Origin of the sequence: Nocardioides sp. (genome assembly GCF_964228225.1) — a bacterium.
GTDB lineage: Bacteria > Actinomycetota > Actinomycetes > Propionibacteriales > Nocardioidaceae > Nocardioides.
Map to the genome: position 1 here is coordinate 22,177 of NZ_CAXQZB010000061.1, position 22,158 is coordinate 44,334.

Annotated in this window: 18 protein-coding genes; 6 read left to right on the forward strand and 12 right to left on the reverse strand. The window is 73.8% G+C overall.

Annotated features, from left to right (window positions below; translation table 11 throughout):
- Positions 1 to 51 precede the first annotated feature (51 nt).
- The 3 genes from meaB to ACERUJ_RS15545 are packed head-to-tail and all read right to left on the reverse strand — an operon-like array spanning position 52 to position 5,011.
- Positions 52 to 1,095: a methylmalonyl Co-A mutase-associated GTPase MeaB gene (meaB, locus tag ACERUJ_RS15535; RefSeq protein ID WP_370249676.1), complete on the reverse strand. Its 1,044-nt coding sequence runs from the start codon at positions 1,093 to 1,095 to the stop codon at positions 52 to 54.
- Positions 1,095 to 3,272 (reverse strand): methylmalonyl-CoA mutase, encoded by a 2,178-nt coding sequence (gene scpA, locus ACERUJ_RS15540; protein WP_370249679.1) that lies wholly within the window; start codon positions 3,270 to 3,272, stop codon positions 1,095 to 1,097. The genes meaB and scpA overlap by 1 nt, the downstream gene beginning before the upstream one ends.
- On the reverse strand, positions 3,269 to 5,011 hold the full coding sequence (locus ACERUJ_RS15545; protein ID WP_370249680.1) for a methylmalonyl-CoA mutase family protein: 1,743 nt from the start codon (positions 5,009 to 5,011) through the stop codon (positions 3,269 to 3,271). Before ACERUJ_RS15545 ends, scpA begins: the two co-directional genes overlap by 4 nt.
- A gap of 171 nt (positions 5,012 to 5,182) precedes the next feature.
- On the opposite strand from ACERUJ_RS15545, the gene ACERUJ_RS15550 reads away from it, so the two are divergent.
- On the forward strand, positions 5,183 to 6,265 hold the full coding sequence (locus ACERUJ_RS15550) for a glycosyltransferase (RefSeq protein WP_370249681.1): 1,083 nt from the start codon (positions 5,183 to 5,185) through the stop codon (positions 6,263 to 6,265).
- A 16-nt stretch (positions 6,266 to 6,281) separates the two neighbouring features.
- Here ACERUJ_RS15550 and ACERUJ_RS15555 read toward each other — a convergent pair whose 3' ends face one another.
- Both ACERUJ_RS15555 and ACERUJ_RS15560 read right to left on the reverse strand, forming a co-directional pair.
- Positions 6,282 to 6,599: a hypothetical protein gene (locus tag ACERUJ_RS15555; protein ID WP_370249683.1), complete on the reverse strand. Its 318-nt coding sequence runs from the start codon at positions 6,597 to 6,599 to the stop codon at positions 6,282 to 6,284.
- A 39-nt stretch (positions 6,600 to 6,638) separates the two neighbouring features.
- The gene (locus tag ACERUJ_RS15560) at positions 6,639 to 7,055 is read right to left on the reverse strand and encodes a hypothetical protein (protein ID WP_370249684.1); all 417 of its coding nucleotides are present in this window, start codon (positions 7,053 to 7,055) and stop codon (positions 6,639 to 6,641) included.
- A gap of 180 nt (positions 7,056 to 7,235) precedes the next feature.
- Here ACERUJ_RS15560 and ACERUJ_RS15565 point away from each other — a divergent pair, with 180 nt between their 5' ends.
- The 3 genes from ACERUJ_RS15565 to ACERUJ_RS15575 all read left to right on the forward strand — a co-directional run bounded on the left by ACERUJ_RS15565 (position 7,236) and on the right by ACERUJ_RS15575 (position 10,730).
- Complete coding sequence (locus ACERUJ_RS15565; protein ID WP_370249686.1) at positions 7,236 to 7,952, forward strand: succinate dehydrogenase cytochrome b subunit; 717 nt, start codon at positions 7,236 to 7,238, stop codon at positions 7,950 to 7,952.
- 100 nt (positions 7,953 to 8,052) lie between these two features.
- A complete protein-coding gene (locus ACERUJ_RS15570) occupies positions 8,053 to 9,990 on the forward strand; it encodes a fumarate reductase/succinate dehydrogenase flavoprotein subunit (RefSeq protein WP_370249705.1) in 1,938 nt (645 codons plus the stop codon).
- Complete coding sequence (locus ACERUJ_RS15575) at positions 9,987 to 10,730, forward strand: succinate dehydrogenase/fumarate reductase iron-sulfur subunit (protein WP_370249687.1); 744 nt, start codon at positions 9,987 to 9,989, stop codon at positions 10,728 to 10,730. The genes ACERUJ_RS15570 and ACERUJ_RS15575 overlap by 4 nt, the downstream gene beginning before the upstream one ends.
- A gap of 91 nt (positions 10,731 to 10,821) precedes the next feature.
- Here ACERUJ_RS15575 and ACERUJ_RS15580 read toward each other — a convergent pair whose 3' ends face one another.
- The 3 genes from ACERUJ_RS15580 to trpS are packed head-to-tail and all read right to left on the reverse strand — an operon-like array spanning position 10,822 to position 13,467.
- Complete coding sequence (locus ACERUJ_RS15580) at positions 10,822 to 11,862, reverse strand: YihY/virulence factor BrkB family protein (RefSeq protein WP_370249688.1); 1,041 nt, start codon at positions 11,860 to 11,862, stop codon at positions 10,822 to 10,824.
- Between the two features lie 7 nt (positions 11,863 to 11,869).
- On the reverse strand, positions 11,870 to 12,388 hold the full coding sequence (locus ACERUJ_RS15585; protein WP_370249689.1) for a 2'-5' RNA ligase family protein: 519 nt from the start codon (positions 12,386 to 12,388) through the stop codon (positions 11,870 to 11,872).
- A gap of 35 nt (positions 12,389 to 12,423) precedes the next feature.
- Positions 12,424 to 13,467, reverse strand: a complete 1,044-nt coding sequence (gene trpS, locus ACERUJ_RS15590; RefSeq protein WP_370249690.1) for a tryptophan--tRNA ligase — start codon at positions 13,465 to 13,467, stop codon at positions 12,424 to 12,426.
- A 111-nt stretch (positions 13,468 to 13,578) separates the two neighbouring features.
- Here trpS and ACERUJ_RS15595 point away from each other — a divergent pair, with 111 nt between their 5' ends.
- Entirely contained in the window at positions 13,579 to 14,328 is a 750-nt protein-coding gene (locus ACERUJ_RS15595; RefSeq protein ID WP_370249691.1) for a maleylpyruvate isomerase family mycothiol-dependent enzyme, read from the forward strand.
- Positions 14,325 to 15,296, forward strand: a complete 972-nt coding sequence (locus tag ACERUJ_RS15600) for a GNAT family N-acetyltransferase (RefSeq protein WP_370249693.1) — start codon at positions 14,325 to 14,327, stop codon at positions 15,294 to 15,296. Before ACERUJ_RS15595 ends, ACERUJ_RS15600 begins: the two co-directional genes overlap by 4 nt.
- On the opposite strand, the gene ACERUJ_RS15605 is transcribed toward ACERUJ_RS15600, so the two are convergent.
- From ACERUJ_RS15605 to ACERUJ_RS15620, 4 genes are all read right to left on the reverse strand, one after another.
- On the reverse strand, positions 15,263 to 16,594 hold the full coding sequence (locus tag ACERUJ_RS15605) for an MFS transporter (RefSeq protein WP_370249694.1): 1,332 nt from the start codon (positions 16,592 to 16,594) through the stop codon (positions 15,263 to 15,265). The genes ACERUJ_RS15600 and ACERUJ_RS15605 overlap by 34 nt on opposite strands.
- Before the next feature lie 37 nt (positions 16,595 to 16,631).
- On the reverse strand, positions 16,632 to 17,045 hold the full coding sequence (locus ACERUJ_RS15610) for a hypothetical protein (protein WP_370249695.1): 414 nt from the start codon (positions 17,043 to 17,045) through the stop codon (positions 16,632 to 16,634).
- Between the two features lie 49 nt (positions 17,046 to 17,094).
- Positions 17,095 to 18,423: a cytochrome P450 gene (locus tag ACERUJ_RS15615; protein ID WP_370249696.1), complete on the reverse strand. Its 1,329-nt coding sequence runs from the start codon at positions 18,421 to 18,423 to the stop codon at positions 17,095 to 17,097.
- Positions 18,424 to 18,533: 110 nt separating this feature from the next.
- On the reverse strand, positions 18,534 to 22,100 hold the full coding sequence (locus ACERUJ_RS15620) for an ATP-binding cassette domain-containing protein (RefSeq protein ID WP_370249697.1): 3,567 nt from the start codon (positions 22,098 to 22,100) through the stop codon (positions 18,534 to 18,536).
- Between the last annotated feature and the right edge of the window lie 58 nt (positions 22,101 to 22,158).

Genomic DNA, 22,158 nt, shown 5'->3' on the forward strand with positions numbered 1-22,158 from the left:
GGAGGGCGCGCGATCGCCACCGGTCGCCCCGGAGGCTGTGGAGAACCCCGCTCAGGCCTCGGCGGGCCCGGCGTCGTAGGCCGCGAGGATCCGGTCGGCGGCCAGGGACGCGGCGAGGTCGCCACCCAGGACGGCGCTCCGCACCTCCTCGCGGATCGCCCGCACCGACGGCGAGTGCCGCAGCCGCTGGTCCAGCTCGTCGCGCACGAGCGCCCAGGTGAAGTCCAGCTGCTGCTCGGCGCGCTTGCGCGCCAGCCCGGTGTCGCCGAGGTGCTCGCGGTGCCGCATCACCTGGCCCCACAGGTCCTCGACGCCGGCGCCGTGCAGGCCGCTGCAGGTGACCACCGGCGGCGCCCACTCGTCCATGCCCCGCACCAGCCGCAGCGCGCCCGCCAGCTCCCGTGCGGCCCCCCGCGCCTCCAGCTCACGCGCCGGGTCGGCCGGGTCGGCCTTGTTGACCGCCACGACGTCGGCGATCTCCAGGATGCCCTTCTTGATGCCCTGCAGCTGGTCGCCGGTCCGGGCCAGGGTGAGGAACAGGAAGGTGTCGACCATGCCGGCCACCGTGATCTCGGACTGGCCGACCCCGACGGTCTCGACCAGCACGACGTCGTACCCGGCGGCCTCGAGCACCGTCATCGCCTGCGCCGTCGCGCGGGCGACACCGCCGAGCGTGCCGGCCGACGGCGAGGGCCGGATGTAGGCGCGGGGGTCGGCGGACAGCTGCGCCATCCGCGTCTTGTCGCCGAGCACCGAGCCGCCGGTGCGCACCGAGGACGGGTCGACGGCCAGCACCCCGACCCGGTGGCCCGCGGCGGTGAGCATCGACCCGAGCGACTCGATGAAGGTCGACTTGCCGACGCCGGGCACGCCGCTGACGCCTACCCGCACCGCCGGCGAGTGGACACCGGAGGCCGGGTCCTCGCCGAGACGGGTGAGCAGCTCGCGCGCCTCGCTGCGGCGTCGCGGGTGGGCCGACTCGACCAGGGTGATGGCGCGCGCCATCGCCGCGCGTCGTCCGGCGCGGATCCCGGCGACGAGGTCCTCGACGCCGGGCCGCGCTCCGGTGGATGCCGCTGCGGGGTCGTCCGACATCAGTGACCGAGCTGCTCGCGCAGCTTGGCCAGCAGGTCGAGGGCGGACTCGGCGATCACCGTGCCGGGCAGGAAGACCGACGCGGCCCCCATCTCCAGCAGGGTGGGCACGTCGTCGGGCGGGATGACGCCGCCGATGACGACCATGATGTCGTCACGGCCCTGCTCGGCCAGCGCCCGCTTGAGCGCCGGGAGCAGGGTGAGGTGGCCGGCGGCCAGCGAGCTGACACCCACGAGGTGGACGTCGGCGTCGACGGCCTGCTGCGCGACCTCCTCCGGCGTGGAGAACAGCGGCCCCACGTCGACGTCGAAGCCCATGTCGGCGAAGGCGGACACGATGACCTTCTGGCCGCGGTCGTGACCGTCCTGGCCCATCTTGGCCACCAGGATGCGCGGGCGACGGCCCTCGGCCTCCTCGAACTCGGCGGTGGCGCTGAGCACCTGCCCCACCAGGGAGGTGCCGTGCTCGCTCAGGGCCGACTCGTCGCGGTACACGCCGCTGATCGTACGGATGACGGCCTGGTGCCGGCCGTAGACCTTCTCCAGGGCGTCGGAGATCTCCCCGACGGTGGCCTTGGCGCGCGCCGCGTCGACGGCGAGGGCGAGGAGGTTGCCGTCGAGGCTGCCGCCGGGGGCGGGGCCGCGCTCGGCGGAGTTCGTGAGCGCCTCCAGCGCGGAGCGCACGGCCTCGTCGTCGCGCTCGGCGCGCAGCCGCTCCAGCTTGGCGATCTGCTGGCGGTACACGTCGTCGTTGTCGACCTTGAGCACCTCCAGCGGGTCCTCGCTGGCCAGCCGGTAGGTGTTGACGCCGATCACCTTCTGCGCGCCGGAGTCGATCCGGGCCTGGGTGCGGGCCGCGGCCTCCTCGATGCGCATCTTCGGGATGCCCTGCTCGATGGCGGCGGCCATGCCGCCGGCGGCCTCGGCCTCCATGATGTGCGCCCAGGCGCGCTCGGCGAGGTCGTGGGTGAGCTTCTCGACGTAGTACGAGCCGCCCCACGGGTCGATCGAGTAGGTCGTGCCGCTCTCCTGCTGCAGGAGCAGCTGGGTGTTGCGGGCGATGCGCGCGGAGAAGTCGGTGGGCAGCGCGATGGCCTCGTCCAGGGCGTTGGTGTGCAGGCTCTGGGTGTGGCCCTGGGTGGCGGCCATGGCCTCCAGGCAGGTGCGCCCGACGTTGTTGAACACGTCCTGGGCGGTGAGCGACCAGCCCGAGGTCTGGCTGTGGGTGCGCAGGCTCAGCGACTTCGGGTTCTGCGGGTCGAACTGGCGCACCAGCCGGCTCCACAGCGCCCGGGCCGCGCGCATCTTGGCGACCTCCATGTAGAAGTTCATGCCGATGGCCCAGAAGAACGACAGCCGCGGCGCGAACTGGTCGATCGTCAGGCCCGACTCCAGGCCCGCGCGGATGTACTCCACGCCGTCGGCCAGGGTGTAGGCGAGCTCGAGGTCGGCGGTGGCCCCGGCCTCCTGCATGTGGTAGCCGGAGATCGAGATCGAGTTGAACCGCGGCATCCGCTGGCTGGTGAAGGCGAAGATGTCGGAGATGATCCGCATGCTGGGCGCCGGCGGGTAGATGTAGGTGTTGCGGACCATGAACTCCTTGAGGATGTCGTTCTGGATGGTCCCCGCGAGCTGCTCCGGCGTCACCCCCTGCTCCTCGGCCGCCGCGATGTAGAGGGCGAGCACGGGCAGCACGGCGCCGTTCATCGTCATCGACACCGACATCTGGTCCAGCGGGATGCCGTCGAACAGGGTGCGGGTGTCGTAGATCGAGTCGATCGCCACGCCGGCCATGCCGACGTCACCGCGCACGCGCGGGTGGTCGGAGTCGTAGCCGCGGTGGGTGGCGAGGTCGAAGGCCACCGAGAGGCCCTTCTGGCCCGCCGCGAGGTTGCGGCGGTAGAAGGCGTTGGACTCCTCGGCGGTGGAGAAGCCGGCGTACTGCCGGATGGTCCACGGCTGGGTGGTGTACATCGTGGGGTAGGGCCCGCGCAGGAACGGGCTCAGGCCCGGGAAGGTGCCCAGCGCGTCGAGGCCGGCGAGGTGCTCGGGGCCGTAGACCGGCAGCACCTCGATGCCCTCGGGGCTGGCCCACGGGGCACCGGTGGGTGCCGGGGCCGCGGCGGCGGTACCCCCGGCCAGCGGCAGGCCGGCGAAGGAGGAGGGGACAGTGCTCATGACAGCTTCTCCCGGGTGCGGGTGAGGAAGGCGAGGGCGTCCAGGCCCATCGCGCAGGAGTCGTCGGCGTAGTCGGTGGGCTTGCCCGCGATGATCACGTGGGTGGCACCGGCCGCGCGCAGGGCCTCGGCGGCGGCCTGACCCCACGCGGCGTAGGCGGTGTCGGCACCCGCGAGGCACACCACCGACTGACCGCCGTAGGCGGCCACGAGCGCGTCGGCGTCGGCGGTGGCGCCGGCCACCTCCACACCGATGCCGCCGGCGGCGAACAGGTTGGAGGCGAACGTGGCCCGGGCCGTGTGGGCCGCGATCGGGCCCAGCGTGGCCAGGAACACCGGCTGCGACGCCGGGGCGTCGCGCAGGGCCTCGAAGCTGGCGCCGTAGCTGCGCACGGCGTCGAAGAGGCCGTCGGGGGTGCGCTGCGGCAGCTCCTCGGCCAGGTTCGGGAACTCGGTGAGGCCGGTGATCGGCCGGGCGCGCGTGGCGACGAGGCGGTCGCGCTCGGCGACCGTGGCGGCCACGGCGTCGTCGAGCGAGGCGCCCGCCTCGAGCTCGCCGAAGAACGTCCACCCGGCCACCGCGACGTCGTCGGTGAGCTTCTCCACGTGGTAGGAACCGCCGGCGGGGTCGGTGACGACCGCGACGTGCGACTCCTCGATGAGCAGGGCGGAGGTGTTGCGCGCGATCCGGCGCCCGAACGCCTCGGGGCGGCCCAGGGGGGCGTCGAAGGGCAGCACGGTGAGCGCGTCCGCCCCGGCCACGCCGGCGGCGAAGGCGGCCACGGTGCCGCGCAGCATGTTCACGTAGGGGTCGTAGCGGCTCATCATCGGCCGGCTGGTGACCACGTGCAGCCTCATCGGCGCGGGCTCGGCGACCCCGCTGAGCTCGAGCACCCGCGCCCAGAGCCGGCGCACGGCCCGCAGCTTGGCGATGGTCGGGAACTGCTCGTCGGTGGCGGCGAGGCGGAACTCGACCAGCGAGGCGGCGGTGGCGACGTCGAGCCCGGCGCCGGTGAGGGCGCGCAAGTACTCCGCGCCCACGCGCAGCACGTGGCCGAGCTCCTGGGCGTCGGAGGCGCCGCGGTCGTGCACGGCGGTGCCGTCGACCACGAAGGCGAGGATGCCGGCCTGCCGGGCCGCGGTGGCCACCTCGACGGCCTCCGGGGTGCCGGCCAGCTCGGCCGGGACGCCGAGGTTGGTGCCGGCGTGGGCGGTGACGTGCTCGGCCGCGAGGTGGGCCAGGTAGGCCCGGGCCGCGGCGAGCGCACCGGCGGCGTCGCGGGTCTCCAGCACCACGGGCGCGAGGTCGAGGAACACCCCGCGCAGCAGCGTGGCGAAGTCGGTGTCGGCGTCGACGGTGAGCCACAGCGAGGTGGCCCCGGTCTCGAGCTCGGCCAGCGACTCCTCGTTGCGCACGGCGTCGGTGACGCCGGGGCCGAGCGCCGAGCGCACGTCCCAGGCACCCTCGCGGGTCGGACGGCCCGCGGTCACCAGGCTCTCCACCAGGTCGGGGGTGCCCAGCGGCGTGATCGGCACCCCGTCGAGGGTGGTGCGGGTCAGCGTCGCCCACACGGCGTCGTCGGCGGCGTCCTCGGCCAGCCGTCGACCCTTGCGCAGCACCGCGGCCGTCTCCCGCTCCCAGTCGGAGCGGGCATGGTCATCCTGGGGCTGCTGCAGGCGCAGCGGGCCCTCCTCGGGATCGGCGGCACCCGCGCCGCCGACCTTCTCCTGCGACGTCATAGGTCGCACCCTAGAAGAGCGGGGCAGCACGGCACGCCCCCCGTTCAGGGGATGAACCGGCGCCCCCGGCCCCGGCGTCCGGGCAGGATTCACCCCCGCGACACGCGGGTCCCCCCGGGCGGTCGCCGGCGCGCCGCCACCCGGACGGGTGACGGCGTCACGCTCGGCCGCGTGACCAGCCTGCGCATCGCCGTGGTGACCGAGACCTTCTATCCCGCCCTCGACGGGACGACGACCACCCTCAAGGCCCAGATCGACCGCTGGGTCGACCTCGGCCACACCGTGCGTGTGATCACCGCCACGCCCGGCATCGCCTCCTACCGGACGGCGACGGTGGTGCGGCTGCGGCCGCTGGAGCCGGTCGGCGGTCAGGTGCGGGCCGCCCTCGACGCCTTCCGGCCCGACCTCGTGCAGGTCGTGTCCCCGGGCACAGTCGGCCGCAAGGCCCTCAAGCACACGCGCCGGGTCGGCGTGCCCGCGGTGGTGCTCGCGACCTCACCCGTGCTCGACGTCGCCGCCGACTACTGGCGCAGCCGGGTGGCCGACCGGGCGGACCTCGTCGTCGTGACGGCGCAGTGGATGCTCGGGCGGATGGGCGAGTTCGGGGTGGGCGCCCACCACTGGGAGCCCGGGGTGGACCCCGTCGCCTTCACCCCCGCCCTGCGCGACCAGTGGCTGCACGAGTCCTGGGGGCGGGCGCACGGCTCCCCCGGCTCGCCCCACGGACGCGGTCCCCGGCTCGTGGTCGGCTACGTCGGGGGCCTGGAGAAGCGCCACGGCGTGCGCCGGCTCGCCGAGCTCGGCCGGGTGCCCGGCGTCCGACCGGTGATCATCGGCGCCGGCAGCCAGCGCGACTGGCTGGAGAGCCGGCTGCCGGGGGCGCGCTTCACCGGCCCGCTCAGCACCGGCGACCTCACGATCGCCCTGCCGAGCCTCGACGTCCTGGTGCACCCCGGTGAGCACGAGACGTGCGCGCACGCGCTGCGCGAGGCCGGCGCCAGCGGCGTGCCCGTCATCGCCCCGCGCGCCGGCGGGGCCCGCGACGTCGTCGTGCCGCTGGAGACGGGACTGCTCTACGAGCCCGGCGCCACCCGCGGCCTGGCCGACGCCGTCGCCTCGATCGCCGCCGACCCCCGGCGCCACCTGCTGGGCGAGGCTGCGCGCGAGCGGGCCCTGCGCCGCACCTGGGTGCAGGCGGTGGACGAGGTCACCGCGCGGTACCGCTCGCTGGTGGGTGCCACCGCCGCCGCCTAGGCCGCAGGACCGCCCGTCATCGCCGGGCGTCGCGCCGCTCCTGCACCCGCGTCTGCGCCTCGGGCAGGTACGTCAGACAGGGTGCGTCGGCACCGGGGTGCCGGGCGTCCAGGTGCAGGATCCACCGGTCCATCGCCGCCAGGTAGCCGTTGTCCTCGCCCCGTCGCTTCGTGCTCCACGCGCGGGTGCCGGTGCCCGGCCGCGGCACCTCGCAGACCGTGCACGAGATCGTGTAGACGAACGACTGGTCGGCGCCGACGTCGATGCGCACGGTCGCCAGCTCGCCGGCGTCGGCGCCGGCCTTCCTCTGCCGGGCGGAACGACTGGCGGGCACGGCGACCTCCCGGTCGGACGGACGATGGAGGGCCCCAGCCTAGGCGGGGTCGGCCGGAGGGTCGGAGGGCATGCCCGCCAGCGGCGGACTGATCTCGATCACGGTGCCGACGTAGCGGGCGGCGTTGCTGAGCCAGGTCGTGCCGTGGTCGGAGAGCAGCGCCCAGCGCCCCAGCCGACGCTCGAGGACCCCGATCTGCAGTCGTCCCCGGTCGCGGGCCAGGGCGAGCTCGCCCTCCCGGGGAGTGCGGTCGAGGTCGATGAGCAGCTCGGTGCCCGCCGGCCAGCCGCGGGAGCCGAACGCGTCGCTGCGCAGGCGGCGTCGCACCTGGCGCTCGGCCTCGGGGAGGGCCCGCGACGCCGGACGGCGGCGCGGGAGGGGAGCCGCCGCGGGGTCGGGAGCGACGTCGAAGGGCAGCACGCCCTGGTCGGCGCACCCACCGCGATGCGAACGCATGTTCGAACTCTAGCCGCGTGGGCGAGCGAGGTGAAGCGCGGATCCGACCGTCGGTCCGTCACCACCCCCGAAGGAGGGTGAAAGCGGTGTGACCTGCGGTTTCTGAGGGTGTCCTAACCGGACTTATCTCACATGGGACGCGTCACATCCGAACCTGAGAGAAGCGTAAAGTGGGCAGACGTGGCAGTCACGACACGTCCGAGCCTGGTCCGCGATCCGCGCGGGACCCGCTCCACCATCGCGCTCAAGCTCCTCATGGCCACCAGCGGCGTGCTGTTCATCGCCTTCGTGCTGGGGCACATGTACGGCAACCTCAAGGCCTTCGGCGGCGAGGAGAAGTTCAACGACTACGCGGAGCACCTCCGCGAGATCGGCGAGCCCCTCCTGCCCTACGGCGGCCTGCTGTGGATCATCCGGGTCGGCCTCATCGCCGCCCTCGTGGTCCACGTGGCCTCCGCGGTGGCGCTGGCCCGCCGAGCGGGCCGGGCGCGCACCACGAAGTACGTGGCCCGCAAGTACACCAAGTCGGCGATCTCCTCGCGCACGATGCGCTGGGGCGGCGCCACGCTGCTGGTGTTCCTGATCTGGCACCTGCTCAACTTCACGATCGTCAAGGTCGACGTGAGCAACGGCGACACCGGCGTCAAGAACCCCTACGAGCTGATGGTCGCCAACTTCGAGGTCTGGTGGCTCACGATCATCTACCTCGTGGCGATGGTGGCCCTCGGCCTCCACCTGCACCATGGGACGTGGAGTTCTCTCCAGACCCTCGGACTGACCAACAGCGTCGCGGCGCGCACCCGGGCCAAGCTGGCCGGTTGGGTCGTCGCCGTCGTCGTGGCGGGCGGTTTCTCGCTCGTCCCCGTGTCGGTCCTGCTCGGCATCATCGAGAAGTAAGGAAGGCGTCCTCATGGCAGGCTCCCAGCTCCACGACGGGTTGACCCCGCTCAACTCGGCCCCCGTCCAGAAGTCCGACGACGCCCACGGCTACTACACCATGGGCGAGAAGATCGTCGACCCGATCGCCCCGACCGGCCCGATCGCCGACCGGTGGACCACGCGCAAGTTCGAGAACCGCCTGGTCAACCCCGCGAACCGCCGCAAGCTCACCGTGATCATCGTCGGCACCGGCCTGGCCGGTGGCGCGGCGGCGGCCACGCTCGGCGAGGCCGGCTACAACGTCAAGTCCTTCTGCTACCAGGACTCCCCCCGCCGCGCCCACTCGATCGCGGCCCAGGGCGGCATCAACGCGGCCAAGAACTACAAGGAGGACGGCGACTCCGTCTTCCGCCTCTTCTACGACACCGTCAAGGGCGGCGACTACCGCAGCCGCGAGTCGAACGTGTACCGCCTGGCCGAGGTCAGCACGAACATCATCGACCAGTGCGTGGCGCAGGGTGTGCCCTTCGCCCGCGAGTACAGCGGCCTGCTCGACAACCGCTCCTTCGGCGGCGTGCAGGTCTCGCGCACCTTCTACGCCCGCGGCCAGACGGGTCAGCAGCTGCTGATCGGCGCCTACCAGGCCATGGAGCGCCAGGTCGCCGCGGGCACCGTGGAGCAGTTCACGCGCCACGAGATGCTCGAGCTCATCGTCGTCGACGGCAAGGCCCGCGGCATCATCGCCCGCGACCTCGCCACCGGCGAGATCGAGACCCACCTCGCCGACGCCGTCGTGCTCGCCTCCGGCGGCTACGGCAACGTCTTCTTCCTCTCCACCAACGCGATGGGGTCCAACGTCACCGCGTCGTGGCGCGCGCACCGCAAGGGCGCCTACATGGCCAACCCCTGCTTCACGCAGATCCACCCCACCTGCATCCCGGTCTCCGGGGAGCACCAGTCGAAGCTGACCCTGATGTCGGAGTCGCTGCGCAACGACGGCCGGATCTGGGTGCCGAAGAACGCCGAGGACTGCACCAAGGACCCGCGCGACATCCCCGAGGAGGACCGCGACTACTACCTGGAGCGGATCTACCCCTCCTTCGGCAACCTGGTGCCCCGCGACATCGCCTCCCGCCAGGCCAAGAACGTCTGCGACGAGGGTCGCGGCGTGGGCCCGATGGTCGGCGACTTCCGCCGCGGCGTCTACCTCGACTTCGCCGACGCCATCAAGCGTCTGGGCGAGGACGCCGTGCGCGAGAAGTACGACAACCTCTTCGACATGTACGAGCGGATCACGGGCGAGAACCCCTACGAGGTGCCGATGCGCATCTACCCCGCCGTGCACTACGTCATGGGCGGCCTGTGGGTCGACTACCACCTGCAGTCCAACATCCCCGGCCTGTTCGTCACCGGCGAGGCCAACTTCTCCGACCACGGCGCCAACCGCCTCGGTGCCTCGGCGCTGATGCAGGGTCTGGCCGACGGCTACTTCGTGCTGCCGAACACCATCCGCGAGTACCTCGCCGACGGCCCGTTCCCGGCCGTCACCGAGGACCACCCCGCGGTGGTCGAGGCCCGCACCGACGTCGAGTCCCGGGTCGAGAAGCTGCTCTCCATCAACGGCACCCGCTCGGTGGACAGCTACCACCGCGAGCTCGGCCACATCATGTGGGAGTACTGCGGCATGGAGCGCACCGAGGAGGGTCTGCGCAAGGCGATCGACATGATCCGCGAGCTCAAGGCCGACTTCTGGTCCAACGTGAAGGTGCTCGGCGCCGCCGACACCCTCAACCAGAGCCTGGAGAAGGCCGGCCGCGTGGCCGACTTCATCGAGCTCGGCGAGCTGATGTGCATCGACGCGCTGAACCGTCGCGAGTCCTGCGGCGGCCACTTCCGCGCCGAGTCGCAGACCGAGGACGGCGAGGCGCTGCGCCACGACGACGAGTTCGCCTACGTGGCGGCCTGGGAGTGGGGCGGCGACAACGGCCAGCCGGTGCTGCACAAGGAAGACCTGATCTACACCGCCATCGAGATGAAGCAGCGGAGCTACAAGTGAACCTGACGCTCAAGATCTGGCGCCAGGCCTCCCCCGAGGCCACCGGTGCCATGAAGACCTACGAGATCAGCGGCGTGTCCGCCGACATGAGCTTCCTCGAGATGCTCGACGTGCTCAACGAGCAGCTCAACGCCCAGGGCGAGGAGCCGGTGGCCTTCGACCACGACTGCCGTGAGGGCATCTGCGGCTCGTGCTCGCTGATGATCAACGGCCAGCCCCACGGCCCCGAGGTCACCACCACCTGCCAGCTGCACATGCGCTCGTTCAAGGACGGCGACACCATCACCGTCGAGCCGTGGCGCGCCGACCCGTTCCCGGTCCTCAAGGACCTCGTGGTCGACCGCTCCGCCTTCGACCGCATCATCCAGGCCGGCGGCTACATCTCGGCCAACACCGGCTCGGCCCCCGAGGCCAACTCGGTGCCGGCGCCGCGCGACAAGGCCATGCGGGCCTTCAACGTGGCCACCTGCATCGGGTGCGGTGCGTGCGTGGCGTCGTGCCCGAACGGCTCGGCCTCGCTGTTCGTGGGTGCCAAGATCACCCACCTCGGCGAGCTGCCGCAGGGTCAGCCCGAGCGGTGGTCGCGCGCGGTCGGCATGGTCGCCCAGGCCGACGCCGAGGGCTTCGGCGGCTGCACCAACATCGGCGAGTGCACCTCGGCCTGCCCGAAGGGCATCCCGCTGGACGTCATCAGCCAGCTCAACAAGGACCTGCGCACCGCGATCAAGCAGGGTCTCTGACTCAGCGCACGTCATCTGACGCCGACGGGCGCCCCACCTCCGGGCGGGGCGCCCGTCGGCGTCTTCCCGGGTGAGTGCCGTCGGCGCGGGGTCAGCGACGACGACGCAGCAGCAGGCCCACACCCAGGCCGGCCACGAACCCGGGCACGCCCGCCTTCAGGGCGGGCGCGGTCACGGGTTCCGCGCCCTCGGCGGGTGTCTCGGGATCAGGGTCCTCGGGCGGCGCGGAGGGACCCTGCACCGGGGCGACGGGCTCGTGGACGAGCAGGTCGCGCGTGCGCGGTGAGGTCTGCGCCCAGGCGGCGGCGTAGAGCACCAGCCGGGAGAAGTAGTTGATCCAGACCACCAGGATCAGGGCGATGCCGAAGGCCTGGAACGCCGGCTGGCCCTGGGTGCCGGCGAGCAGCAGCCCGGAGAGCTGCTTGAGCAGCTCGAAGCCGACGGCGCCGATCGCCGCGGCCTGCCACAGCACGGGCGGGGGCACCCGCGGCTCGGCGAGCAGCCGGAACATCGCGAAGAACAGCACCATGTTGGCGCCGAGCCCGACCACCACCGCGAGCAGGCGCACGAGCCAGCCCAGGGTGGCGTCCAGCCCGAGGAGGTCGAGCAGGTCGGCGGAGAAGCCGGCCACGAAGCCCGCCACCGCCACCGAGAGCACGAGCACCAGGCCGATGACCACGAGCGCCTCGAGGTCGCGCAGCTTGCCGCGCACGAAGTTCGGCAGCTGCTCGCGCGGGGTGGAGAACACGGTGACCAGCGCCGTGCGCAGCGCCGAGACCCAGCCGAGCCCGGCGTAGAGGACGCCGACCAGCCCGACCACGCCGGCCAGGCCCGAGAAGTCGGCGACGTCGTCGAGCGAGAGCTGGTTGACCCCCTCCCCCAGCACGCCGGGCAGCACGGAGTCGATCGCGGCCACGAGGTCGGCGTCGGCGTCGGGATAGACCCGCGAGATCAGGCCGACGGTGAAGAACCCCAGGGCCAGGAGCGGGAAGAAGGACAGGAACGCGAAGTAGGTGACGGCCCCGGCCTGCTGGGCGGCCTGCACCGTGCCGTAGTGCTCCTGGGTGCGCACCGCGTGGTCGAGCAGCGGTGAGCGTCGGCGGGCCGCGGCGAGCCGCTCCTGCGGACCCATCGCCGCCTCAGCCCCGCGCGAGCGGCAGGCGGTGGGTGGGCTCCCAGCCGCGCTCCGCGCTGTGGATGTAGAGGTGGAACTCGGTGACCTCGAACTCGCACTCGAAGCCGGCGAGCTCGGCGAAGGCGCGGTCGAGCACGTCGTCGTCGACCTGGTGGGCCACGGTCACGTGCGGGTGGTACGGGAAGTCCAGCGGCACCGCCAGCGGCCCGGTGCGCACCGCGGCGGCCAGCTGCTCGCACTGGCTGATGCCCTCGACCAGCCCCACGAACACCACCGGGGAGACGGGCCGGAAGGTCCCGGTGCCACGCAGGTGGACCCCGAAGGCCGGCACCGAGGCCGCGGCCTGCTCGAGGTGGCGCACGATGGTCGGCACCTCGGTCTCGTCCGGGACCTCCGTGGGCGGCACGAGCGTGATGTGGGTCGGCACGAGCGCGGCCGCGGGGTCGCCGAGGCCGATGCGGAACTGCTGCAGCCGCTCACCCCACGGATCCGGGACGGCGACGGCGACCCCGATCGTCGGCATGCGACCAACCTATCCCGTGGCGGGGGTCGGAGGGTTCAGCGGCCCGCGGGGGCGGCGAAACCGACCCGGTCGTAGACGTCGGCCAGGGTGCGCTGCGCGACCTCGCGCGCCCGCGCGGCCCCGGCGTCCAGCACCGCGGCGAGGTGCGCACGGTCCTCGAGCAGCTCCAGGGTGCGGTCGCGGAACGGCGTCACGAAGGCGACGACGGCCTCCGCGACGTCCTTCTTGAGATCGCCGTAGCCCCGGCCGGCGTACTGCTCGGCGAGCTCGGCGGCGGGCGTGCCGACCAGCGCGGAGTGGATCGTGAGCAGGTTGCTGACCCCCGGCTTGGACTCGGGGTCGAAGCGGATCTCGGCCTCGGAGTCGGTGACGGCCGAGCGGATCTTCTTCGCACTCACCGCCGGGTCGTCGAGCATCGTGATGATGCCGGCCGGCGAGGACCCCGACTTCGACATCTTCGACGTCGGGTCCTGCAGGTCCAGGATCTTCGCCGTGGCCGCCAGGATGTAGGGCTCGGGCAGCCGGAAGGTCTTCTTGTAGCGGTGGTTGAAGCGCTGCGCGAGGTCGCGGGTGAGCTCGAGGTGCTGGCGCTGGTCCTCCCCCACCGGCACGTACTGCGGCCGGTACAGCAGGATGTCGGCGGCCTGGAGGATGGGGTAGGTGAACAGGCCGACCGAGGCGGCCCCCTCCCCGCCCTTGGCGGACTTGTCCTTGAACTGCGTCATCCGACGGGCCTCGCCGAACCCGGTGAGGCACTGCAGCACCCAGTTCAGCTGGGCGTGCTCGGGCACCTGGCTCTGGATGAAGATCGAGGCCCGCTCCGGGTCGATGCCCATCGCGATCAGCTGGGCGGCGGCGCGCAGCGAGCGGTCGCGCAGCACCTTCGGGTCCTGCTCCACGGTGATGGCGTGGAGGTCGGCGATGAAGAAGAACGGCTCGTGGTCCTCCTGCAGCGCCACCCACTGCCGCAGCGCGCCCAGGTAGTTGCCGAAGTGGAAGGAGTCGGCGGTGGGCTGGATGCCCGACAGCACCCGGGGACGGGCGGTCGGGGCGGGATTCTCCGGGGCGGCGCTGGACATGGGGTCCATTCTGGCCGGTGCCCGCCCGCGGCCCGCCACCGGATATCGCGAGCGGACCGTACCCCGCGATTCCCGGGTGCGGGCGACGCGCGCGGATGCCACCCTGGGCCCATGCCGACCACGATGACGATCGCGGAGCACCTCGCGGCCTTCGACCGGGCCCTGAGCGAGCTGATCGACCACGCCCGGGCCGCGGGCGCCCACGCACCGGTGCCGCCGTGCCCCGGCTGGACCGTGCTCGACCTGCTGGCCCACCAGGGGGCGGTGCACCGGTGGGCCACCGGCGCCTTCGCCGGGGAGGACCTCGCCTGGGAACCGCTGGAGCAGGAGTGCCGCGACAGCGCCGACCCGCTGGCGTGGCTCGCCGACGGCGCCGCGCGGTTGCGCACGACCCTCGTCGAGGCCGCCGACGACGCCGTCGCGGTGACGTTCCTCAAGGACGCGCCCGCGCCCCGTGCGTTCTGGACCCGCCGCCAGGCGCACGAGACCACCATGCACGCCGTCGACGCGCTGGCCGCCCGGACCGGCGCCCTCCCCACGGCCGCACAGACCTGGCTCGACCCCGGGTTCGCCCTCGACGGCGTCGACGAGCTGATCCTCGGGTTCCTGCCCCGCTCGAAGACGCGGATCCGCTCGACGACGCCGGTGCGGGTCGCGGTGCACGTGACCGACGCCGCCGTCGGCTTCACCCTCGACGTGCACGACGCCCCGCCGATCGGCACCCTTACCGGACCCGAGCCCGACGGCGACCTCGTGGTGCGCGGCACGGCCGTGCAGCTGTACCTGGCGCTGTGGCACCGCAGCGAGGAGCTCGCCGACTCCCCCGTCTGGCCGCTGTGGCACGACACGGCGGTGCTGTGAGCGACCCCGTCCTCGTGCCCGACGTCGCCGCGACCGGCCGCTGGCGCGTCCTGGAGGACGACGTCCCGGTCGGGACGGTGACCCTGCACGCGGAGTCGGCGCTGGTCGCCGTGCTGTCGGTGGAGATCGATCCCGCCCACCGTGGTCGGGGCCTGGCGTCGGCGGCGGCGCGACGGGCGCGCGACCTGGTGTTCTCCCGCCGCGCCGACGACGGCTCGGACGCCGCTCCGGCACTGCTGCGGGCGCGGATCCCGGTCGGCGACGGGGCCGCCCGCCGGATCGCCTGGCGCCTCGGCTTCCGCCACGACGGCGTGCTGCGCGGCGCGGCCGGCGACCCCGAGGCGCGCGAGGTGTGGCTGGCGAGCCTGTCCCCGCAGGACCCCCGCGAGCCGACGACGCCGTGGTGGCGCCCGCCGGTGCTCATCGGCACCGGGGTGCGGCTGCGCGCGGTCCGCGACACCGACCTCCCCCGGGTGGTCGAGGCCTGCTCCGATCCGCGGACGCAGCACTGGCTGGGCCGGATGCCGGCACCCTACGGTCCGGAGGACGCCCGGATCTGGCTCGACGCGATCCGCGAGCAGGAGGCGCGCGGCGACTCCGTCACCTGGGCCCTGACCGACCCTGAGCAGGACCAGCGGCAGGACCGACTGCTCGGGGCGATCAACCTCTTCGACCTCACCGCCCGCGACGCCGAGGTGGGCTACTGGGCGCATCCCGAGGCCCGCGGGCGCGGGCTGATGACCGCCGCCGTGCGCACCTGCCTGGCCTGGGCCTTCACCGCGCCGCCGACGGGGCCGGGCCTGACCCGGGTCCGGGCCACCGCGGCGGTGGAGAACGCCGCCTCGCGCCACGTCCTGCGCTCGGCCGGTCTGCGCGAGGCCGGGCCGGAGCGGATCGGCACCGTGCTGCGCACCGGACCCAGCGACGCCGTGCGCTACGACGTCCTGCGCGAGGAGTTCTCGGGCTGAGCCGCGACCGCGACGGGCCGGGTCGGGCCGGTCGGTCTGGTCGGGCCGGTCGGGACGCCGGACGGGCCCGGGGTGACGGGCTGCGGGTCGAGCGCGCGGCCGCGGGCCACGGCGGCCGCGAGCAGGAGCACCACGAGCCCGGCGAGGGCCAGCGCGATGCCGACCAGGGCCGTGGCGCGGTAGCCCGCGCCGGCGGCGATGACCAGGCCGCCGAGCCAGGCCCCGAGGGCGTTGGCGACGTTGAGGGCGGCGTGGTTCATGGCCGAGCCCAGGGTCGGGGCGTCGGTGGCCACCGACATCAACCGCATCTGCAGGTTGACCACCAGCACCGAGCCGAGGGTGGTGAGGGCGAACGCCGCCGGGGCGCTGGCCCAGCCCAGCGGGGCGAGCACCCAGAACGCCACGAGCGAGAGCGCCATGCCCCCGGCGCCGATCAGCAGCGACCGGTCCACCGACCAGTCCGCCAGCCGGCCCGCGAGCCAGGTGCCTGCGACCATGCCGAGTCCGAAGGCGGTGAGGAACACCGGTACGGCGCCGTCGCCGAGCCCCCCGACCCGGGTGACGGTCGGGGCGATGTAGGAGTACACGGCGAACATGCCGCCGAATCCGATCGCGCCGGCGAGCAGGGTCAGCAGCACCAGGGGGTCGCCGAGCGCACGCAGCTCGCGGCGGCCGCTGGCCCCGCGGTCGGCGGGCAGGGAGGGCACGATCGCCAGCACCCAGGCCACCGTGACCAGGGAGAGCACCGCCACGACGGCGAAGGCCGCGCGCCAGCCCAGGTGCTGCCCCAGCCAGGTGGCGGCGGGCACGCCGACGACGTTGGCGACCGAGAGTCCGAGCATCACGCCGGCCACCGCGCGTCCGCGCCGCTCGGGCGCCACGAGGTCGGCCGCCACGAGCGAGGCGACGCCGAAGTACGCGCCGTGGGGCAGGCCGTCGAGGAAGCGGGCGAGCATGAGCACCTCGTAGGACGACGCCACCGCGGAGAGCAGGTTGGCGGCGGCGTAGCCCAGCATCAGCCCGACCAGCAGGGCGCGACGCGGCAGCCGGGCACCGAGCAGGGCCAGCAGCGGGGCACCGACGACGACGCCGAGCGCGTAGGCGGAGATGACGTGCCCGGCGGTGGGGATCGAGACGTCGACCCCGGCGGCGATCTCGCGGATCAGCCCCATCGTGACGAACTCGGTCGTGCCGATGGTGAAGCCGCCGACGGCGAGCGCCACGATCGCGGCACCGGCGGACCGGGGGCGGTCGGTTCGGGGACGGGGTGCTCTGGCGCGCTCCGAGATGTCACTCACCCCGGACCAACCTCACGTGCCCCCGGCCGTATTCCGCTCAGCAGATCTGGGTGATGTCGGCCACCGCACGGTCGAGCTCGGCGCGGGCGGCGTCGACGGCGACGTCGTCGACCTGGGTGCCGTCGGCCGCCTGGCGAGCCTGGTCGGTGAGGCTGTCGACGGCGTCGCGGGCCTCGGTGAGCGGCGCGGCGATGTCGTCGCCGAGGGTGCTGTCGAGGGTGTCGAGCAGGATGCTGAGCGCCCGCACGTCCTCCTGGGCCGCCTGCGGGTCGGAGGTGAGGCGATCGACCGCGCCGCGCGCGTCGGCGGTGACCTGGTCCAACGTCTCCTGCGCCACCGCGCAGCCGGCGGCGCCGGCCGCGTTGCTGGCGGCCTCCCCCACGGCGTCGCACGCCGACAGCGTGAGCGTGGTGACCAGCAGGGCCGAGGAGATCACGAGAGCGCGTCGCATGCGCACAGGATGCCAAACCGCACCCAGCCGGGCCGGCGGGCGGGAACGGTCACCGGTGCCGCAACCGGATCGGCTGGCCGTCGGTCGGGTAGGGCAGGGAGTGGAAGTCCAGCGGCGCGCGGTAGTCGGGCGACACCTGCCAGGTGAACTCGCGCAGCATCCGGTGCAGGATCGCGTGCACCTCCGCGCCGGCGAAGTGCAGGCCCAGACACTTGTGCACGCCGCCGCCGAAGGGCTGCCAGACCAGGCGGTGGCCCTTGTCCTCGCGCCGCGGCTCCGCGAAGCGCTCCGGGTCGAACCGCTCGGGATCGCGCCAGTAGCGCGGCATGACGTGGGAGAACTGCACCCCGACGATCACGTCGGTGTCGGCGGGGATCGCCACCCCGCAGACCTCGGTGTCGGCGACCGTGCGCCGCATCAGCACGGTGACGGGCGCGACCAGGCGCAGCGCCTCCTTCATCACCAGGGCGGTGTCGGTCATCGACTCCAGCTCGGCCAGGCTCGGCGTCGGCCCCAGGGCCAGTGCCTCGGCCCGACAGCGCTCCTGCCACTCCGGGTGCTGACCGAGGTGCTGGAGCATGGTGGAGACCGTGATGGTGGAGGTGTCGTGGGCCGCCATCATCAAGAAGATCATGTGGTCGACGATGGCGTCGTCGCTGAACCCGGTGCCGCCCTCGTCGTCGAGGTGGCACAGCGCGGAGAGCAGGTCCTCGCGCGGCTCGGCCCGCCGCTTCGGGACGTAGTGGCGGATCCAGGTCTCCAGCTCGCGGCGCCCGCGGTAGGCCCGCCCCCAGCGGGTGAACGGCACGTCGGCGCGGACGACCCCGGCCGCGGCCTGCACGCAGTCGATGAAGGCGGCGTTGAGCCGGTCCATCTCGGCCGGTGAGGTGTCCTCGGCGCCGCCCATGAAGATGTGGGCCGCGATGTCGAGGGTGAGCTGCTTGAGCCGCGGATAGGCCGGGAAGGCATCGGCGGGCCGCCAGTCGGCGAGGCCGGCGTCGAGGGCGGGGTGGAGGAGGTCGACGTAGCCGGCGAGCCGGTCGCGGGTGAACGCGCCCTGCATGATTCTGCGGTGCTGGTGGTGCTCCTCGAAGTCCAGCAGCATCAGTCCGTCGTGGAAGAACGGTCCGATGATGCGCGACCAGGCCGGGCCGTTGACGAAGGCCTTGTCCCGGTTGACCAGCGCCGCCTCGCACGCCTCCGGCCCCAGCAGCAGCACCGCATGACGGCCGGCCAGCGACGGGAACGGCGACACGGCCCCGTAGGTGTCCCAGTGGTGCTGCATCAGCGCCACCGGGTCCTTGAGGTAGCTGAACAGCTTGCCGAACACGGGCAGGCCGCGGTCGCGGCGACGCAGGGCGGGCAGGGTCGTGCTCACTGCTCCAGCGTGACCGCGGTCACCCCGCCGGTCAACGGCGCCGCCCACATGCTGGGCATCACGTCTGGACATCCTGTCCAGGAGCGTGTCGGGCGCGGCGCGGCCCCGGTTCAGCCCGCCAGGTGACCCCAGGCCTCCTCGAGGTCCGTCCAGGGTCCGACGGCGGCGACGGCACCGTCGACGAGCACCACGACCCGGTCGGCCTGGCTCAGCGCCGCCCGCTTGGAGGTGGCTCCGAGGACCGTGCGACCCCGCGCCCGCAGGCCCGCCCACAGCTCGAGCTCGGTGGCGGCGTCGAGGGCGGAGGACACGTCGTCGGCCAACAGCAGCTCGGCGTCGGTGGCCAGCGACCGGGCCAGGGCCAGGCGCTGCACCTGGCCGCCGGAGAGCCGCACGCCGCGGTGTCCGACCATCGAGTCCGCGCCGCCGGCGTCGGCGACGTCGAGGCCGAGCCGGGCCTGGTCGAGGGCCTCCTGCCAGTCGCGGTCGTGGCCCAGGTGCACGTTGTCGGCGAAGGTGCCCGAGAGCACCCGCGGCACCTGCGCGACGTGGGCGACCTGCCCGGGGCGCAGGAACGTCTGCGGATCGGTGACCTCCTGGCCGTTCCACCGCAGCGACCCCTCGTGCTCGACCAGGCCTGCGAGCGCGGAGAGCAGCGAGGACTTGCCGGACCCCACCTGCCCCAGCAGCAGCACCAGCTCGCCGGCCTCCAGGGTGAGGTCGACGCCGGTGACGCCGCGCGTGCCGTCGTCGTGCACCGCGTCGAGGCCGCGCAGCTCCAGCCGGCGCAGCGGCACGCGCGGCGGCTCGGCGGGCGCGGGCGCGCGACCGGCCACGAGGTCGACCCCGGGCGGGAGGTCCATGAGGTCGGTGCCGCCGGCCAGCCGGCTGGTGGCCCGCTGCCAGGCGCGGGTGCCGGGGGCCTCGGTGATCACCGCGCCCGCCACGCGGCCGAACCAGTCGAAGCCGGTGACCGCGCCGGCCACGAGGAGTGCGGTGGCCAGGCTCCAGCCGCCGCCGACGTACACGGCCCAGGAGGTGACGACGCCGGCCTGGACGATGACCGTGGGCACGCCGTCGAGGATGGCCTGCACGCGGTGCTCCCGGACGGCGGCGTCGACCCGGCCGGCGTCGACCGCGCGGAGGTGGCGGTGGACGTCGGGGGTGGCCGCGGCGAGCTTGACGGTGCGCGCCGACTCCAGCGCCGAGACCAGGGAGCGTCCGAAGCGGGCCCGCGCGGCGGAGGAGGCCGCGGCCGAGCGTCCGGCGATGGGTCGACCCACCAGGGAGGCGGCGGCGGACCCGGCCATCACCACGAGGAGCACCAGGCCGGCCAGGGGCGTGCCGGCGACCGCGGCCGTGATCACCACGACGATCGCACCGTTGGTGAGGTCGACCCACCGGTCGGCGTACATCGCGAAGCGGTCGGCGTCCATCGAGCGCGCGACGACCTCGCCCGGGGGCGTGCGGGTGAGTCGACGGGTGCGGGTCTGGCCGGCCAGCACCGACATGCGGGTGCGCAGCAGGACACTGATCCACCACAGCGGGTAGCGGCGGAAGGCCATGCTCAGCAGCAGCGGACCGGCGAGCAGGGTCGCGACCAGGGCGAGCGTGAGCCACCAGTCGTGGCGGCCCGCGCGCAGGTCCTGCACGACGTGCCCCCAGACCCAGCCGGTGAGGGCGCCGTAGGCCCCGACCAGGGTGGTCAGCAAGAAGAGGACCGCGCCGAGCAGGCCCCAGCGCGGCTCGACCCGCAACGCGTGGGCGATCCCGCGCGCCAGGGACGGACCGTCACCGGGGTCGGGCAACTCCGGCGCCGGCCCGCTGCGGCGGGTGCCGCCCACGGTGAGCGCGTCGCCGGCGCCGGTGGCGGCCTCGTCCTCACCCGGCGGCGGGTCGGCCGGGTCGAGTTCACCGCTGGCCAGCAGCAGGGCCCGGAAGGGACCCGGCTCGAGGGCCAGCTCGGCGCGGGGGCCGGACTGCACGACGCGGCCGTGGTCGAGCACCGCGACCGCCTCGGCGCGGGCGGTGGTGGAGAGCCGGTGGGCGACGAGCAGCCCGGTGCGACCCACCAGCAGCCGGTCGGCCGCCCGGACCACGAGCTCCTCGGTGAGCGGATCCATGCGTGCGGTGGCCTCGTCGAGCACCACGATGGCGACGTCGCGCACCAGCAGCCGGGCGAAGGCCACCAGCTGCTCCTCCCCCGCGCTCAGCGTGGTGCCGCCCGGCCCGAGCAGGGTGTCGAGACCGGCGGGCAGGGCACCCACCCAGTCGCCGAGCCCGAGCTCCTCCACCGCGGTCTCGAGGACCGCGCGGTCCACCGGGGCGAACAGCGCGATGTTCTCGGCGAGGGTGCCGGCGAGGATCTCGGTGCGCTGGGTGACGACGCCGACGGCGCGCCGCAGCTGGTGCAGGTCGAGGTCGAGTACGTCGACGTCGTCGAGCAGGACGGTGCCGCGCGGCGGGTCGACCGCCCGGGAGACCAGCGAGGCGAGCGTGGACTTGCCGGAGCCGGAGCGCCCGACGAGGGCGAGGGTGTGGCCGGCCGCGATCTCGAGGTCGACGTCGCGCAGGGCGAAGGCGCCCTCGACGTAGGCGAAGTCGAGGTGCCGGAACCGCAGCCGGGGACGGGCCGAGGGCATCGGGGCGCCGCCGACGGGCTCGGGCTCGGTCTCGACCAGCTGCCGCAGCCGCAGGACCGCGCCGATGCCGGCTTGGAGGTCGGGCAGGTTGCGGGCCAGCTGGTCGAGCTGGCCCACGAAGGTGGTGGTGACCAGGAACAGCGTGACCAGGGCACCCACGCCCAGCGCGCCCTGCTCGACCAGGGCGACGCCGCCGACCGCCACGCCGGCGAGCAGGCCGTGGAGCAGCAGTCCGGCGCGGCGGGTGACGCGGGTCTCGACCGCGAGGACGTCGTCGACGCGGGCCAGGACCCGGGCCGAGAGCCCGCTGACGCGCTGGAGCACGTGGGCCTGCCCGAGGCTGGTGCGCAGGTCGTCGCGGCCCGCGATGCCCTCCTCCAGGGCAGCGGCGTGGTCGGTCCAGGCGATCTCCTCCACGATCTTGCGCCGTGAGATCTCGCCCAGCATCGAACGGATGCTGGCGAACACCCCTGCACCCACCAGGGGGAACAGCACCCAGGCGGGCCACCAGGTGAGGCCGGCGACGATCCAGATCGGCACCGAGGCCACGATCGTGCGGATCAGTCCCCAGACGTGGCGGCGCAGCATGGCGCCGACCTGGTGGGTGTCGTCGTCGACCCGGTCGAGGATCTCGCCGACCGCCTGGTCGGAGAGGGCGCTGAGCGGCTGGTGGAGCGCGGCCGCGAGGAGATCGGCACGCAGCCGGCCCTCGGCGCGGTCGACGACGGTGGCCCAGACCGTGCGGCCGGCGGCGTCGAGCAGGGCCGCCCCCACCAGGCACAGCGCGAGCACGAGCACCAGGCGGGTGCTGGCCTGTTCGGCCAGCCGACCGGCGACGACGGTGCCGAGCGCGCCGCCGATCGCCGCGACCCCGGCCAGCGCGAGCGCGACGGCGGTGAGGGGTCGGCGCAGCCGCGCGAGGCCGACCGTGCGGGCCGGGTCGCGCGGCGTCGCGGGCGGGGCCGCGCCGGACCCGTCGGTCGGGTCGGGGCGACCCGTGGGATCGGTGCGGTCGGCGCGGGTGCTCGTGGACATCGCTGGCGACCCTACGCGCGATCACCGACGGTTCTCGACTCGATAACCGCTCCCGCCG